The organism is Aquirufa lenticrescens, assembly GCF_019916085.1.
GTDB lineage: Bacteria > Bacteroidota > Bacteroidia > Cytophagales > Spirosomataceae > Aquirufa > Aquirufa lenticrescens.
Map to the genome: position 1 here is coordinate 346,455 of NZ_CP049834.1, position 14,879 is coordinate 361,333.

Genomic DNA, 14,879 nt, shown 5'->3' on the forward strand with positions numbered 1-14,879 from the left:
TTCAGAATTTAATTTATACCCCCTGTGCCTAAAGATTCTTCGATTAAATCCGTCCTAATTATTGGTTCTGGTCCTATTGTGATCGGTCAAGCTTGTGAATTCGACTACTCTGGTTCTCAAGCCGCTCGTTCCCTGAGGGAAGAAGGCATCGAGGTGATCTTGATTAACTCGAATCCAGCGACGATTATGACCGATCCGATGAACGCGGATCACGTGTATTTGAAGCCTTTAGAGAAAGCATCGATTATTCACATTTTAGAAAATCACAAAATTGATGCCGTTTTACCTACCATGGGAGGTCAAACAGCCTTGAACTTAGCGATTGATTGTGATGCGGCTGGAATTTGGGCCAAATACGGTGTGCGCATCATCGGGGTGGATATCAAAGCCATCGAAACGACGGAAGATCGCGAGAAATTCCGTTTGAAGATGTTAGAAATCGGGGTGGGTGTGTGTAAAGGACGTACGGCTCGTTCGTTCCTGGAAGGAAAAGAGATTGCACAAGAAACGGGATTTCCGTTGGTTATTCGCCCATCGTTTACCTTAGGAGGAACGGGTGGTGGTTTCGTGCACGATCCTAAAGATTTTGATGCAGCCTTGAACAAAGGTTTGCATGCTTCTCCTACGCACGAAGTGTTAGTGGAGCAATCCATCATGGGTTGGCAAGAATATGAATTAGAACTTTTACGCGATAATTTAGGCAACGTGATCATTATCTGTTCGATCGAAAACTTCGATCCGATGGGTATTCACACAGGTGATTCAATCACCGTAGCGCCAGCGATGACGCTTCCTGACACGATCTACCAACGCATGCGCGATATGGCCATCAAGATGATGAACGCTATCGGTCAGTTTGCGGGTGGATGTAATGTTCAGTTCTCGTTGAATCCGGAAACAGATGAAATTATCGCAATTGAGATTAACCCACGGGTGTCTCGCTCTTCGGCTTTGGCCTCTAAAGCAACGGGATATCCGATTGCCAAGATCGCTGCGAAAATGGCGATTGGTTATAATTTAGATGAATTAACGAATGCGATCACGGGTACAACATCTGCTTATTTCGAGCCGGCATTAGACTATGTGATTGTGAAAGTGCCACGTTGGAATTTTGACAAATTCAAAGGGGCAGATCGCACCCTTGGATTGCAAATGAAATCCGTAGGTGAAACGATGGGTATCGGCCGTAATTTCCAAGAAGCCTTACAAAAAGCGTGTCAATCGCTAGAGATCAAGCGTAACGGTATGGGTGCGGATGGAAAAGAATTACGCGATCAAGATGCAATTATGCATTCGCTTGCGAATCCATCTTGGAACCGTTTATTCCATATCTATGATGCCTTCAAAATGGGCATTTCGTTCAAAACGATTCAGCAATTAACGAAGATCAACAAATGGTTCTTGAACCAAATCGAAGATCTAGTGCGTGTGGAAAAGGAGATGGAGAAATACTCGATCCACAATATCCCTACGATTTTATTAGAGGAAGCGAAGCACAAAGGTTTCGCAGATCGACAAATCGCTCATACACTTCGTTGTTTAGAATCTGAAGTATACGACAAGCGTAACGCGGTAGGCATCAAGCGTATCTACAAATGCGTGGATACCTGTGCGGCAGAATTTGAAGCAAAGACTCCGTACTATTATTCGACTTTCGGTCAAGAAGGAGCATCGGCTGTGTTAGATAACGAATCAGTGTCTTCAGGACGTAAAAAAGTAGTCGTTTTAGGTTCAGGCCCTAATCGTATTGGTCAAGGAATTGAGTTTGACTACTCCTGTGTGCACGGCGTTTTAGCCGCGAAAGAAGCGGGTTACGAGACGATTATGATCAACTCGAATCCAGAGACGGTTTCGACGGACTTTGACATTGCTGATAAATTATACTTTGAACCGGTATTCTGGGAGCACGTATACGATATTATTCAACACGAAAAGCCAGAAGGTGTTATTGTGCAATTAGGAGGCCAAACAGCCTTGAAATTAGCTGAGAAGCTTTCGAAATACGGTATCAAGATCTTAGGAACTTCGTTTGAAGCCTTGGATTTAGCGGAAGATCGCGGTGCGTTCTCAAGCTTGTTGAAAGATTTAGATATTCCATACCCTAAGTTCGGAGTATGTGAAGATGCGGACAATGCGGTGGCATTAGGTCGCGAGTTAGGATACCCATTATTAGTTCGTCCATCGTATGTATTAGGTGGTCAATCGATGAAAATTGTCATCAACGAACAAGAATTAGAGCAACACGTGGTGGATATCTTACGTGATATTCCAGGAAATAAAATTTTATTAGATCACTTCTTAGAGAATGCGATCGAAGCAGAGGCAGATGCGATCTGCGACGGTGAGGATGTATACATCATCGGAATGATGGAGCACATCGAGCCAGCGGGGATTCACTCAGGAGATTCTCACTCGGTCTTGCCTCCATTCGATTTATCGGAGAATGTGATGAAGCAAATCGAAGATCACACGCGTAAAATTGCGGTGGCGTTGAAGACCAAAGGTCTATTAAATATCCAGTTCGCCGTGAAAGACGAAGTGGTGTACATCATCGAAGCGAACCCTCGTGCTTCTCGTACCGTTCCATTCATTTGCAAGGCTTACCAAGAGCCTTACGTGAACTACGCAACGAAAGTAATGTTAGGGGACAAGAAAGTGAAAGATTTCAATTTCAAGCCGGTGAAAAAAGGATTTGCTATCAAAATTCCGGTATTCTCTTTCTCTAAATTCCCGAACGTAAACATGGAATTAGGGCCAGAAATGAAGTCAACAGGTGAGGCAATCTATTTCATCGATGATTTGAAAGACGATTTCTTCCGCAAAGTTTATGGTGAAAGAAACTTATATCTAAGTAGATAAAATGTTAAAACTTATTGCGATCATCTTGGTTATGGTGTATGTGGTGATGCCCTTACTTCGTTTTTTGATGAAAGGCTACGTCATTACACAGGTGCACAAGAAGATGTCAGAGCAAGAAATTCGCTCGAAGCAGGCTGCTTCGAAAGCGCGAAAAGAAGGCAGCATTGATGTGGACTTTGTGCCACCTAAGACGAAAACTAAAACCGATGACGTAGGGGGTGATTATGTTCCCTACGAGGAAATCAAGGATTGAAATGATTAGAGGAATACTGGTTTATTTCTTGCTGGTTTTTTGTTTGTTAACGAAAGATGGCCTTTCTTTAGCACTTGATGTGTTGTGTGAAAAGAGTTCTATTTCAGTAGAGATGTCATTCGAGGATTCTTTGGAAGAAGATGGATCGGATGATTTTTTTGCTAGTGAAGATTTTGGCCTACAACTAAACCAAAATCACAACGATAGTTTAGCTGATAGATCCATTCATGATCACTACAGCCAATCCGCCCTTAATGTGCTCTTAGAGCAAGTGAGTCCCCCTCCCCGCATAGCGTAATACGCGTGCCTTATTGAAACAAAATCATAAAATCTTCTTGTAACGTATGCCTAAACAGCATACAACTGAACGGTATGAAAATATACGCCTATGCGTCTATGTTTGTCTATCTCGTTTTTGTCGGAATGGCTCAAACTAAGCACTATAAAAACCAGATAAACAGGACTTTAAAAGAGAGTGTTAAAATCGAAAAACGCGTGGAAGTTAAGGAACAGACATCGCCTTTTCAAACCCCTAAATACCAAATTAATAAACCCAACATTGACTGGGTGGATACTTTTAAAACGAAACCGTCTTCCTACAAACAACATAAAGGAAGACCAAACTAAGTAGATATGAGAAAATACGTTGTTGGATTACTGCTTTTAACCGCCTGTACGGCTAAAAAAGAGGACTTTGTCGAGGTGCAAACGCTTGAAGTTTCCTCCCCCATTTCATTAGATACGATGATTCATCAAGAATTTGTGGCGGACATTCATGCCGTCCAAAATGTAGAGATTCGCGCCCGAGTGAAGGGTTATTTAGACCGAATTTTAGTGGATGAGGGTAAGCAAGTAAAGGGCGGACAGGTGATGTTTACCATCAATAGCCAGGAATATGTCGCTGATTTAGCCCGGGCGAAAGCCGTATTAAGTCAAGCGTCAGCCGAATTAAAAGCGGAGGAATTAACCCTTGTCAATACGCGCTTACTGGTAGATAAAAATGTGATTTCTAAAAACCAGCTAGCCATTTCACTGGCGAAAGTAGATGGTTTAAAGGCGAAACGCGAAGAGGCTTTAGCCCATGTTCGGGCGGCCGTATTAAAAGTGGAGCACTCGAATATACGGGCTCCTTTTGATGGAATTGTAGACCGATTACCATTCAAGCGCGGAAGTTTAGTGGACGAAGGAACTTTGTTAACAACACTATCAGATAATAGAAACGTGTATGCTTATTTCAATGTATCGGAACAGGAATACCTAGCCTTTAGTGAACAAGATGGGGTGAATAAATCTGCCAGCGTGGATCTCGTTTTAGCCAATGGGGAAACCTATCCGCAAAAGGGTGTGGTGGAAACGATTGAAGGAGAATTTGATAAGAACACGGGAAATATTGCGTTCCGTGCACGCTTTGTAAACCCAGATAAGCTACTTCGACACGGGGCCTCAGGCAAGGTGCAATTGCCTAAAAAAGTGTCTGGCTATTGGGCGATTCCCCAAAAATCCGTTTTTGAGATTCAAGAAAAAAGTTATGTGTTTGTGAAAGACGCTTCTGGTACGGTCAAGATGAAAAGCATTGTGCCGGACTTACGCATTCCTCATTTCTATTTAGTTAAAAATGGATTTTCAGCGAAAGACACCGTCTTGATTGAAGGGATTCAGCTGGTGAAACAAGGTCAGAAAATCAAGTCGACCTTCAAGCCTATGCGTCAATTATTAACGGATTATAAAGCCTTGTAATATGGTACAACAATTCATTACCCGACCGGTATTGTCGATCGTTGTATCGATCTTTATCGTGATTTTAGGGGTCATTGCTATGAAGCAATTGCCCATTACGCAATTCCCTGATATCGTTCCTCCGGCTGTAACGGTGACCACGAAATATACCGGTGCAAATGCAGAGGTTTGTGCCAAAGCCGTAGTGACGCCGCTCGAGCGGGCTATCAACGGGGTAGCCGGAATGACCTATATGACATCTGTTTCAGGAAACGACGGAACCAGTATTATTCAAGTGTATTTTGAGGTAGGAACGGATCCCGATGTGGCCGCAGTGAACGTCCAAACCCGTGTTCAAACCGTGTTAGATGAGTTACCGGAAGAGGTGATTAAAGCCGGGGTAATTACAGAGAAAGAGGTAAACAGTATGTTGCTCTATGTAAACCTCTTGAGTGAGGATTCTGATATCGACGAGAAGTTCATCTACAATTTTGCGGATATCAACGTGCTCCCTGAGTTAAAGCGTATTGACGGAGTCGGTTTTGCGGATATCATGGGACAAAGAGAATATGCGATGCGTATTTGGTTACATCCAGATCGCTTGTTTGCCTATAAACTCTCTGCGGAAGATGTCATTCAGGCTTTGCGCAATCAAAACGTGGAGGCAGCTCCAGGAAAAATAGGGGAAAGTTCAGGAAAGCATCCGCAAGCATTGCAGTATGTGATGCGTTATACGGGAAAGTTTACCCAGGTAGCCGAGTATGAAAACTTAGTGATCAAGGCCACCGAGACAGGTCAGATATTGCGATTAAAAGATGTAGCAGATGTGGAATTTGGGTCATTGGATTACGATGTGCTTTCCAAAGAAAATGGCCGACCGTCCGCTGCGATTTTATTAAAGCAACGACCAGGTTCGAATGCCGCGGAGGTGATTGAGAATGTAAAGAAACGCTTAGCGGAATTGAAAACGACAACCTTTCCTCCGGGCATGGGTTTCACGATTTCCTATGATGTTTCCCGTTTCTTAGACGCTTCGATTCACGAGGTGATTAAGACTTTATTGGAAGCTTTTTTATTAGTAGCCCTTGTGGTATTTATTTTCTTACAAGATTGGCGCGCGACTTTAGTTCCGATTATTGCGGTGCCGGTTTCTTTAGTAGGAACGTTCATGTTTATGTTAGCCTTTGGCTTCTCCATCAACCTATTGACCCTTTTCTCTTTGGTTTTAGCCATCGGTATTGTGGTTGATAATGCGATTGTGGTCGTGGAGGCGGTTCATGCCAAAATGGAGGAGAAAGATATGCCCGTTCTCGCCGCAACGCAGGAGGCAATGCACGAGATTTCAGGCGCAATTTTAGCGATTACGCTCGTGATGGGTGCGGTGTTTGTGCCGGTGGCATTCCTTTCCGGACCTATTGGTGTTTTCTTCCGGCAGTTCTCGGTCACGATGGCCATTTCGATTGCCTTATCCGGCTTAACTGCTTTAACTTTGACTCCGGCGCTATGCGTATTGTTATTGAAAAAGCCAGAGCACAATCAAAACAACGTACTTGGGAAATTCTTCCATGCCTTCAATCACCGCTACGATCAAATCGCTCAAAAATACCTCCTATGGGTGGGAGCTTTGATCAGTAAACGATTGGTCATGTGGTTGATTTTGTTGGGATCAGTAGTGGGAACCGTCGTTCTATCGGGGATTGTTCCCAGTGGATTTATTCCTTCAGAGGATCAAGGAACCCTTTATGTAAACGCAACAACACCCGCCGGAGCTACTTTAGAGCGGACGGAAAGTGTGATGGATCAGGTATTTAAATCCATCAAAGGAGTAGATGCGATTGAGTCCTTTTCTACTTTAGCCGGATTTAGTTTATTGACCGATGGATCAGGTGCCTCGTATGGTACGGGTATTATTACGTTGAAGCCTTGGGAGGAACGCACCGAAACAGTGGATGAATTAACGGAGATTATTCGAAAAAAGACAAACGGAATTAAGGACGCAAGTATCCAGTTTTTTCCTCCGCCGGCCGTTCCTGGTTTCGGTAATGCTTCAGGTTTTGAGTTTAGAATTCAAGATCGCAGTGGCTCCGGGGATCTACAAAAGTTAGCCGCGGTCTCGAATGATTTTGCCAAAAAACTCAACGAAACTCCAGAGATTCAAAACACCTTCTCCAGTTTCGACCCTAGTTTCCCGCAGTATATGTTAGAAGTGGATCAGGAGGCTGCTGCCCAAAAAGGGGTGAATGTTCTCCCCGCCATGGATAATCTGCAAACGCTGCTGGGTAGTTTCTATGCGACGAACTTCATTCGCTTTGGTCAAATGTACAAAGTGATGGTCCAAGTGGATCCGCGTTACCGCGCGCATCCGGATGATGTGCTGAAGTTTTATGCGAAAAACAAAGCGGGCGAAATGGTCCCTTATTCTTCTTTCGTGAAGATGAAGCGCGTATATGGCCCAGAGCAATTCACCCGCTACAACATGTTTACCTCAGCGATGGTGAACGGCGAACCGGCACCTGGATTTAGCTCGGGAGCTGTGTTGGATATTATTCGGGCAGAGGCCATGAAAAGCTTACCGCGCGGCTATACGCTGGAGTGGTCGGGGATGACGCGTGAGGAGGATTTGGCAGGAAATCAGGCTATTTTCATTTTCGCCATTTGCCTACTATTCGTTTATTTATTGCTAGCCGCACAATACGAATCCTTCCTATTGCCGTTCCCTGTTTTACTTTTCTTACCCATGGGTGCGATGGGAACTTATGCGTTCCTGTATCTATTTGGCCTACAAAATAACATCTACGCACAAGTAGCGCTGGTGATGTTAATCGGTTTACTAGGTAAGAACGCCATCCTGATTGTGGAGTTTGCGATTGCCAAACAGAAGGAAGGCGCTTCCATTATTGAGGCCGCGAAAGAGGGGGCCTTCTCTCGCTTGCGTCCCATTTTAATGACCTCCTTTGCTTTTGTGGCCGGATTAATTCCGTTGATGATTGCCTCAGGTGCAGGTGCCATTGGAAACCGGACGATTGGAACCGCATCCGCTGGGGGGATGATTTTAGGTACGGTAGGAGGTTTATTGGTCATTCCGGGATTGTATGTGGTGTTCGCATCCCTCTCGGCTAAATTGTCTAAAAATGAAAAATAGGATATATATCGTCGGTTTATGGCTGGCATTAGCTTCGTGCACGAATGGACTCATGCGTGAGCAGCGTAAGATAAATGCAGAATTAGAGACGTATCGAAGCACTGATTCGCAAACGTCTGTGTCAGATGTACAGGAATGTTGGAAGCGAGATACGCTGTTAGTTCAGTTGATTGATTCCGTTTTAGTTCGCAGCAATGACATTAAAATGGGCTTTTTGCAGGTGGCGATGGCGAAGTCAGAATTTGGCTATCAAAGAGGTCTGCGCAAACCGACTGTCAGCGGATTGATTCAGCCTAGTTTGAGGCGTTTTGGAAAATATACGATGGATGGCGTGGGGAATTACGATACGCAGTTCTCTACCAATATTACCCGGGATCAGATTATTCCAGAGCACTTGCCAGATCTGCAAATAGGCGTGCAAACGGCTTGGGAGTTAGATATTTGGGGTAAGTTAGCCAAACGAAAAAAGGCCAGTGCCCTCCGTTATTTAGCCACCGAGTCGGGTCAGCAATGGCTGATTACTTCGCTAGTCGCAGAAGTGGCTGGTGCTTATGGTCAGTTAATTGCCTTAGATAAAGAGCTCGATATTCTTAAAAATAATATTGAAATCCAGCGTAAAGCCTTCGAATTAGTCCAAGTGCAGAAAGAAGCGGGTGCGGTGAATGAGTCCGCGGTGCAACAACTAGAAGCACAGTGGTTAAATTCGCGGGCTCAGGAAGGAGATGTGTTGCAGCAAATCACAAGCTTGGAGAATGAAATTCGCCTGTTGTTAAATAAACCGAATACCCCCATTCATCGCTCTAAATTCCCTTTCCAATGTGCGCTGGATAGCAGTCTATTTGCCCATATACAAATAGATCAGCTAGAGCGCAGACCAGACATCAAACAAGCTAAATTGAATTTGATGGCGGCGTTTGAGACGAAGGAAAGTGCTTCTTTGGCCTTAAAACCTTCGATTGTATTATCGGGGATTTTAGGGGTACAAGGATTTCAGCCGGCTTATTTATTTCAATTACCTGCTTCGATGGCCTATCAATTGTTAGGCGGAATTACGACGCCTTGGTTAAATCGCTCGGCGATAACGGCAGAGATGCTGCGATCTGAATCCCAATGGAAATGGCAAGATATTGCCTATCAAAATGCGCTAGTGAAAGGCTATTTAGAATGGGATACGCAAGTTCGGTCTTTGGCCTATTTACAAAAACAGCAGCAGCTAAAACAACGGGAGGTGCTCTTAACGAAAGGGGCCATCAATACGGTGGGTACGCTCTTTTTAACCGCAAATGCGAGCTATTTAGAGGTGTTAACAGCACAACAAAATGCCTTGCGCTCGGAGTTAGAGCTCTTGGAAATTTCTCGAAATCAATGGATGCGGGCCATTAATCTATACCGCGTGTTAGGAGGAGGCTGGTAAAACGATTGATTCGATCACCTTAGGGAAATCCCGGTGCTCTAATACCTGGCCTTTTTTAGCGACATCTTCTGGAGTATCACTCGGTAAAACGGGGAACGAACTCTGGAAGATGGTCGCACCTTCATCATAATGCTCATTCACATAGTGAATGGTAATCCCTGATTCTTTTTCACCTGCAGCCACCACCGCCTCGTGTACAAAATGGCCATACATACCTTTCCCGCCAAATTTAGGCAACAAGGCCGGGTGAATATTCACGATTCTTTGTGGGAATGCCTTCACGAAATCACTCGGAATTAGCCACAAGAAGCCGGCTAATATGATCCAATCCGTCCGTAAAGATTGAACTTCTTTTAACACCGTTCCGTTCTTATAGGATTCTCTGTCAAAAACGCGACATGGTACGCCTAATCGCTCCGCTCGCTGAATAATCCCCGCTGTAGGGTTATTGCAGTAAATATGGGTGATGCGAACCTGATCGGATCCATTGAAATGTTCGATGATTTTTTGGGCATTAGAACCCGAACCAGAAGCAAATAAGACGAGATTTTTCAAAGGTTATCGATTGTTTAGGACAAATTTACATTCTTTCAGCTAAATTTAAGGTATGAAAATAGGGATCGTTTGTTATCCGACGTATGGCGGAAGTGGTGTGGTGGCGACCGAATTAGGTAAAGCTTTGGCCTTAGCGGGTCACCAGGTGCACTTTATCACCTACACGCAACCCCCTCGTCTGGATATTTTTTCTGAAAATATCTTCTACCACGAAGTTTCCGTAGCGTCCTATCCTTTATTCGAATACCTTCCTTATGAGTCTGCTTTGGCTAGTAAAATGGTCGATGTGACGATTAACGAGAAATTGGATTTAATCCACGTTCATTATGCGATTCCGCATGCTTCGGCTGCCTATTTAGCTAAGCAAATTCTGAAATACAAAGGTATTCACGTACCGGTTATCACCACTTTGCACGGAACAGATATCACCTTGGTGGGGCGTGATCCGTCTTTTGAGCCAGTGGTTACGTTTTCGATTAACGAGTCAGATGGGGTAACGGCGGTGTCTGAGAGTTTAAAGAATGACACTTACGATGAATTTGAAATATTAAGTAACATCGAAGTGATACCTAATTTCATCGATTTACAGCGTTTCCAAAAACGCCCTCACGAGCACTTCAAAAAGTCCCTTTGTCCTAATGGAGAAAAGCTTTTGATGCATACTTCGAACTTTAGAAAAGTAAAGCGTATCGAAGACATCGTGCGTGTTTTTGCCTTAGTTCGCAAGAAGATTCCTTCTAAATTAGTCCTGATTGGCGACGGTCCAGAACGCTCAGGTATCGAAGCACTTTGCCGTGAGTTAGAAGTCCAATGCGATGTGCGTTTCTTAGGAAAGATGGATGGGATTGAGGAGGCCTTGTCTTTGGCTGATCTGTTTTTGCTAACTTCTGAAAAAGAGAGTTTTGGATTGGCAGCTTTAGAGGCTATGGCCTGTGAGGTGCCTGTCATTTCATCGAATGCGGGTGGTATTCCAGAAGTGAATATCCACGGTGTAACGGGTTATGTGAGTGAGATAGGCGATGTGAAAGACATGGCGGCGAATGCCATTAAGATGCTATCTGATCCTATTTTGCACGACCAGATGAAGGCGAATGCCTTAGCTCGGGCGAGGGAATTTGATATCGTTAAAATTCTTCCTCTGTATGAGCGCTATTATGAGAGAATTACTTCGAAGAGCTGGAAATTTCCTAAACAAAACGATTAACCTGACTGCTATCCGAGCAGTTTTCGAGGAGCGACATCATTGATTTTCCGCTTGCAGGATCTTCAAATAAAGGTGCTATTTCTGCCAAAGGCGTCAAGATAAACTTGCGTTGCGCAATCCGAGGATGTGGGATGCTTAAATCGGATTCAGCAATGATGACATCGCCGTAATACAAAATATCAAGGTCGAGTGTTCGCGGTCCCCAGCGTTCTTTGCGTTCTCTACCAAACTCCCGTTCGATTTCGAGTAATTCCGTTAAACAAGCTTCTGGTTTTAGCACGGTGCTGACAAGTATTACTTGGTTTAGGAAGTCAGATTGCTGGATGGGACCCCAGGCTTCGGTTTGGTAAATGGAAGAGTAAACCGAAATTTTTCCTATTTTTTTTTCAATAAGCGGGTAGGCTCCCTCGAAAATTTCCCGGGTATTTCCTAGATTGCCGCCTAAAGAGAGGAAGAGATGCTGAGTCATTCCCTAAAATTACGAAAAAAGCGCAATGCAATGAGTTATACCGCAGATGATTTACAGCCTGGGATGCTTTTACTGGCGGAGCCTTTTTTAGAGGATCCATCCTTTCACCGCTCGGTGATCTTGCTTTGTGAGCATACAACGGCGCATTCGTTTGGGCTAGTCTTGAATAATAAGCAAGAAATTGTGTTTGATTCTTTTGTGGATGAAAAGGTGCTGGAGGACGTGCCCCTTTTTTCTGGCGGTCCGGTGGATCCCACCATTATGCAGTTTGTGCACCGCAGACCTGATTTAATTCCCGATGGCGTCTTGATAGGGCCGGGTATTTATTGGTCAGGAAGTTTCGAAGTCGCTATTGACAAGGTGGTGGCGGGGGAGATCGGATTCGATGAAATCAAATTCTTTATTGGGTATTCGGGTTGGGGAGCTGGGCAGCTGGAGCGCGAGGTACGTTCGAATGCTTGGATTCTACATCCGGGGAATGATAAATTAGTATTTGATGAACCTCACGAGCGTTTGTGGAGGAAGATTTTGCATGCCAAAGGAGGGGATTTCAGAGTCCTTTCCACTTATCCAGACGACCCTAATTTGAATTAAGAGATGCGCGCCCAGTTAGTCGTGTCTTTGCGCTGGGTTCTGACTTGCTCTCTAATCATCGCGTATTCGGATTTTTCGAGGTTCGGATCTTCTTCTAAGATTTTTTGGGCTGTTTCCCGGGCTACTTTAAGGATTTCACCATCTTTCGCGAGGTCTGCGATCATGAGATCGATGGCGCCACTTTGACGCGTTCCCGTGATGTCGCCCGGACCGCGCAATTGCAAATCCACTTCGGCGATTTCGAACCCGTTATTGGTTTTCACCATGGTTTCGATGCGTTTCTTGGTGTCTGCGCTGATTTTGAAACCAGTCATTAGGATGCAATAACTTTGTTCCGCTCCTCGACCTACGCGACCTCTGAGCTGGTGTAATTGCGATAAACCAAATCTTTCTGCACTTTCAATCACCATAATGGAGGCATTAGGCACGTTTACGCCTACCTCGATCACGGTGGTGGCAACCATAATTTTGGTCCCATTCTTCACGAAGCGAGCCATCTCGATGTCCTTATCAGCGGGTTTCATTTTACCATGTAAGATCCCCAAAGGTACCTCTGGGAAAGCCCGTGAAATACTTTCGTAGCCATCCATCAAGTCCTTGAAGTCCATTTTCTCGGATTCTTCAATTAAAGGATAGACAATATAGATTTGCCGGCCTTTGCTGAGTTCGCTTTGGATGAAAGCAAAGACTTGCAATCGATGCGTATCGTAGCGGTGGGTCGTCTGAATCGGTTTGCGGCCTACGGGTAATTCGTTAATTATCGAAATATCTAAATCTCCATAAAGCGTCATCGCTAAAGTCCTCGGAATCGGCGTCGCCGTCATGACTAAAATGTGCGGATGGAACGTTTTGTTTTTGTCCCAAAGCTTCGCCCGCTGCGCTACCCCGAACCGGTGTTGCTCATCGATGATGCACATTCCCAAATTCTTGAACTGCACGGAATCCTCGAATAAAGCGTGCGTACCCACTAAAATCTGTAATTTCCCAGACTGCAAATCTTCGTGTAAACCCACGCGGTCTTTCTTCTTGACGGAGCCGGTCAGCTTCGCAATCGTGATGCCTAATAAATCCGCAAATTGCTTTAAACCTTGGTAATGTTGATCCGCTAAAATCTCCGTAGGTGCCATCAAACAGGCCTGCGTTCCATTGTCAATGGCTAACAGCATCGAAATAAAAGCCACAATCGTTTTTCCTGACCCCACATCCCCCTGTAAAAGTCGATTCATTTGCTTCCCTGACCGCATATCCGCGAAAATCTCCCGAATCACCTGCTTCTGGGCATTGGTTAATTCGAAGGGTAGATGGTCTTGGTAAAATTTGGTTAATAGCGCCGCGGAAGAAAAAACCTGTCCCGGGAAAGCAACTTTACGAATCAAATTCTGCTTGATCAAGCGTAACTGATTATAAAATAACTCCTCGAATTTCAGGCGGCGCCGGGCTTGGTGAAGCCACGTTTCGCTTTGGGGTAAATGAATATGGTATAAAGCCTCCTGCTTGGAAATTAACTTAAACTGAGAGGTAACATCCCCCGGCAAAGTCTCCCGAATGTAAGGAAAAGCAATTTCTAATAAGTTTTTTTGCAGTGTGGCAATCGCCTTGCTGTCGATGTATTTCTTGCGTAATTTTTCCGTCAAAGGATAAACCGGCTGAAAATACTTGCCCGAGGCTTGTTCTCCTTTGTAGACCTCCATTTCTGGGTGGGTCATCTGAATCGTGCCATTGAAACTAGTAGGCTTGCCATAAAACAGGTAGTCTACTCCGGTATTTAGGGATTTTTCCAGCCATTTCACCCCTTGAAACCAAACGATTTCGATGCACCCCGTTGCATCGCACACTTGTGCAACAATGCGTTGACGGTGTCCTGCGCCTATTTTTTCTTTGAAACGAATCCGGCCCACAAACTGCGCATGGTCCATTTCGTCTGTGATGGAGGCGATGGGATGAACCACGGTGCGGTCCTCGTAACGGAAGGGGAAGTATTGAATCAGGTCACCGTAGGTGAACATCCCTAGCTCGGTCTGAAGCAGCGTTAGCTTCGCTGGGGTCATCCCGCGGAGTTTGGCTAAATCAGTATCGAAAAAAGGTACAAGCGACATGCACGAAAAATTTTGTGAATTTAGGTATATTTACAGAACGATTGCGAAAATTACCCCAAACATGAAGAGTTTTTTAGACCAAGAATTTGAATCCGACGGCTTTGTGCTCAGCAATGTCGAAGATTTATTTAATTGGGCGAGGGCGAGTTCGCTTTGGCCGATGAGTTTTGGTTTAGCGTGTTGCGCAATCGAAATGATGCAAGCCTTTGCTTCTGGGTATGATTTAGACCGTTTTGGGGTGTTTCCGCGGCCTTCCCCGCGTCAATCCGACGTTATGATTGTTGCTGGAACCGTAACTTTTAAAATGGCAGATCGCATCCGTCGTCTCTATGAACAAATGCCAGAACCGCGATACGTTATTTCGATGGGTTCTTGTGCGAATTGTGGCGGTCCCTATTGGGAACATGGCTACCATGTGGTGAAAGGAGTGGACAAAATTATTCCGGTAGACGTGTATGTTCCCGGATGCCCACCGCGTCCTGAAGCACTTTTAGGAGGTATCATTAAGTTACAACAAAAGATAAGTCAGGAGACCCTTGTGGCTCCTACACGCATATTAGAAGCCTTAAACAAATAG

General features: G+C 44.7%; 13 protein-coding genes. 10 read left to right on the top strand and 3 right to left on the bottom strand.

Annotated features, from left to right (window positions below):
* Positions 1 to 24: 24 nt before the first annotated feature.
* The 7 genes from carB (at position 25) to G9X62_RS01675 (ending at position 9,384) form a co-directional block, all read left to right on the top strand.
* On the top strand, positions 25 to 2,859 hold the full coding sequence (gene carB / locus G9X62_RS01645) for a carbamoyl-phosphate synthase large subunit (protein ID WP_223131080.1): 2,835 nt from the start codon (positions 25 to 27) through the stop codon (positions 2,857 to 2,859).
* Position 2,860: 1 nt separating this feature from the next.
* The gene (locus G9X62_RS01650) at positions 2,861 to 3,112 is read left to right on the top strand and encodes a hypothetical protein (RefSeq protein ID WP_223131081.1); all 252 of its coding nucleotides are present in this window, start codon (positions 2,861 to 2,863) and stop codon (positions 3,110 to 3,112) included.
* Between the two features lies 1 nt (position 3,113).
* Positions 3,114 to 3,410, top strand: coding sequence for a hypothetical protein (locus G9X62_RS01655; RefSeq protein WP_223131082.1), 297 nt, complete (start codon positions 3,114 to 3,116; stop codon positions 3,408 to 3,410).
* A gap of 74 nt (positions 3,411 to 3,484) precedes the next feature.
* Complete coding sequence (locus G9X62_RS01660; protein WP_223131083.1) at positions 3,485 to 3,739, top strand: hypothetical protein; 255 nt, start codon at positions 3,485 to 3,487, stop codon at positions 3,737 to 3,739.
* A 6-nt stretch (positions 3,740 to 3,745) separates the two neighbouring features.
* Positions 3,746 to 4,849, top strand: a complete 1,104-nt coding sequence (locus G9X62_RS01665; RefSeq protein ID WP_223131084.1) for an efflux RND transporter periplasmic adaptor subunit — start codon at positions 3,746 to 3,748, stop codon at positions 4,847 to 4,849.
* A 1-nt stretch (position 4,850) separates the two neighbouring features.
* The gene (locus tag G9X62_RS01670) at positions 4,851 to 7,970 is read left to right on the top strand and encodes an efflux RND transporter permease subunit (RefSeq protein ID WP_223131085.1); all 3,120 of its coding nucleotides are present in this window, start codon (positions 4,851 to 4,853) and stop codon (positions 7,968 to 7,970) included.
* Positions 7,960 to 9,384 carry a TolC family protein gene (locus G9X62_RS01675; RefSeq protein ID WP_223131086.1) on the top strand — a complete coding sequence of 475 codons (1,425 nt, stop codon included), beginning with the start codon at positions 7,960 to 7,962 and terminating at the stop codon, positions 9,382 to 9,384. The genes G9X62_RS01670 and G9X62_RS01675 overlap by 11 nt, the downstream gene beginning before the upstream one ends.
* Here G9X62_RS01675 and purN read toward each other — a convergent pair.
* The gene (purN, locus tag G9X62_RS01680) at positions 9,367 to 9,939 is read right to left on the bottom strand and encodes a phosphoribosylglycinamide formyltransferase (protein ID WP_223131087.1); all 573 of its coding nucleotides are present in this window, start codon (positions 9,937 to 9,939) and stop codon (positions 9,367 to 9,369) included. The two genes, G9X62_RS01675 and purN, sit on opposite strands and share 18 nt — an antisense overlap.
* Before the next feature lie 52 nt (positions 9,940 to 9,991).
* Between purN and bshA the strand changes: the two genes are divergently transcribed.
* Positions 9,992 to 11,143, top strand: coding sequence for an N-acetyl-alpha-D-glucosaminyl L-malate synthase BshA (gene bshA / locus G9X62_RS01685; RefSeq protein WP_223131088.1), 1,152 nt, complete (start codon positions 9,992 to 9,994; stop codon positions 11,141 to 11,143).
* Here bshA and folK read toward each other — a convergent pair.
* A complete protein-coding gene (gene folK / locus G9X62_RS01690; protein WP_223131089.1) occupies positions 11,127 to 11,612 on the bottom strand; it encodes a 2-amino-4-hydroxy-6-hydroxymethyldihydropteridine diphosphokinase in 486 nt (161 codons plus the stop codon). The two genes, bshA and folK, sit on opposite strands and share 17 nt — an antisense overlap.
* Positions 11,613 to 11,642: 30 nt before the next feature.
* Between folK and G9X62_RS01695 the strand changes: the two genes are divergently transcribed.
* The gene (locus tag G9X62_RS01695; RefSeq protein WP_130894883.1) at positions 11,643 to 12,206 is read left to right on the top strand and encodes a YqgE/AlgH family protein; all 564 of its coding nucleotides are present in this window, start codon (positions 11,643 to 11,645) and stop codon (positions 12,204 to 12,206) included.
* On the opposite strand, the gene recG is transcribed toward G9X62_RS01695, so the two are convergent.
* Positions 12,203 to 14,302 (bottom strand): ATP-dependent DNA helicase RecG, encoded by a 2,100-nt coding sequence (gene recG / locus G9X62_RS01700; protein WP_223131090.1) that lies wholly within the window; start codon positions 14,300 to 14,302, stop codon positions 12,203 to 12,205. The two genes, G9X62_RS01695 and recG, sit on opposite strands and share 4 nt — an antisense overlap.
* Positions 14,303 to 14,363: 61 nt before the next feature.
* On the opposite strand from recG, the gene G9X62_RS01705 reads away from it, so the two are divergent.
* A complete protein-coding gene (locus tag G9X62_RS01705) occupies positions 14,364 to 14,879 on the top strand; it encodes an NADH-quinone oxidoreductase subunit B (RefSeq protein ID WP_130922779.1) in 516 nt (171 codons plus the stop codon).

Excerpts from the sequence above, each read along its gene's own strand:
- G9X62_RS01650 (WP_223131081.1), top strand. The coding sequence starts at position 2,861 with ATGTTAAAACTTATTGCGATCATCTTGGTTATGGTGTATGTGGTGATG.
- recG (WP_223131090.1), bottom strand. The coding sequence starts at position 14,302 with ATGTCGCTTGTACCTTTTTTCGATACTGATTTAGCCAAACTCCGCGGG.
- G9X62_RS01660 (WP_223131083.1), top strand. The coding sequence starts at position 3,485 with ATGAAAATATACGCCTATGCGTCTATGTTTGTCTATCTCGTTTTTGTC.
- G9X62_RS01655 (WP_223131082.1), top strand. The coding sequence starts at position 3,114 with ATGATTAGAGGAATACTGGTTTATTTCTTGCTGGTTTTTTGTTTGTTA.
- G9X62_RS01665 (WP_223131084.1), top strand. The coding sequence starts at position 3,746 with ATGAGAAAATACGTTGTTGGATTACTGCTTTTAACCGCCTGTACGGCT.
- G9X62_RS01670 (WP_223131085.1), top strand. The coding sequence starts at position 4,851 with ATGGTACAACAATTCATTACCCGACCGGTATTGTCGATCGTTGTATCG.
- G9X62_RS01705 (WP_130922779.1), top strand. The coding sequence starts at position 14,364 with ATGAAGAGTTTTTTAGACCAAGAATTTGAATCCGACGGCTTTGTGCTC.
- G9X62_RS01675 (WP_223131086.1), top strand. The coding sequence starts at position 7,960 with ATGAAAAATAGGATATATATCGTCGGTTTATGGCTGGCATTAGCTTCG.
- G9X62_RS01695 (WP_130894883.1), top strand. The coding sequence starts at position 11,643 with ATGAGTTATACCGCAGATGATTTACAGCCTGGGATGCTTTTACTGGCG.
- folK (WP_223131089.1), bottom strand. The coding sequence starts at position 11,612 with ATGACTCAGCATCTCTTCCTCTCTTTAGGCGGCAATCTAGGAAATACC.
- bshA (WP_223131088.1), top strand. The coding sequence starts at position 9,992 with ATGAAAATAGGGATCGTTTGTTATCCGACGTATGGCGGAAGTGGTGTG.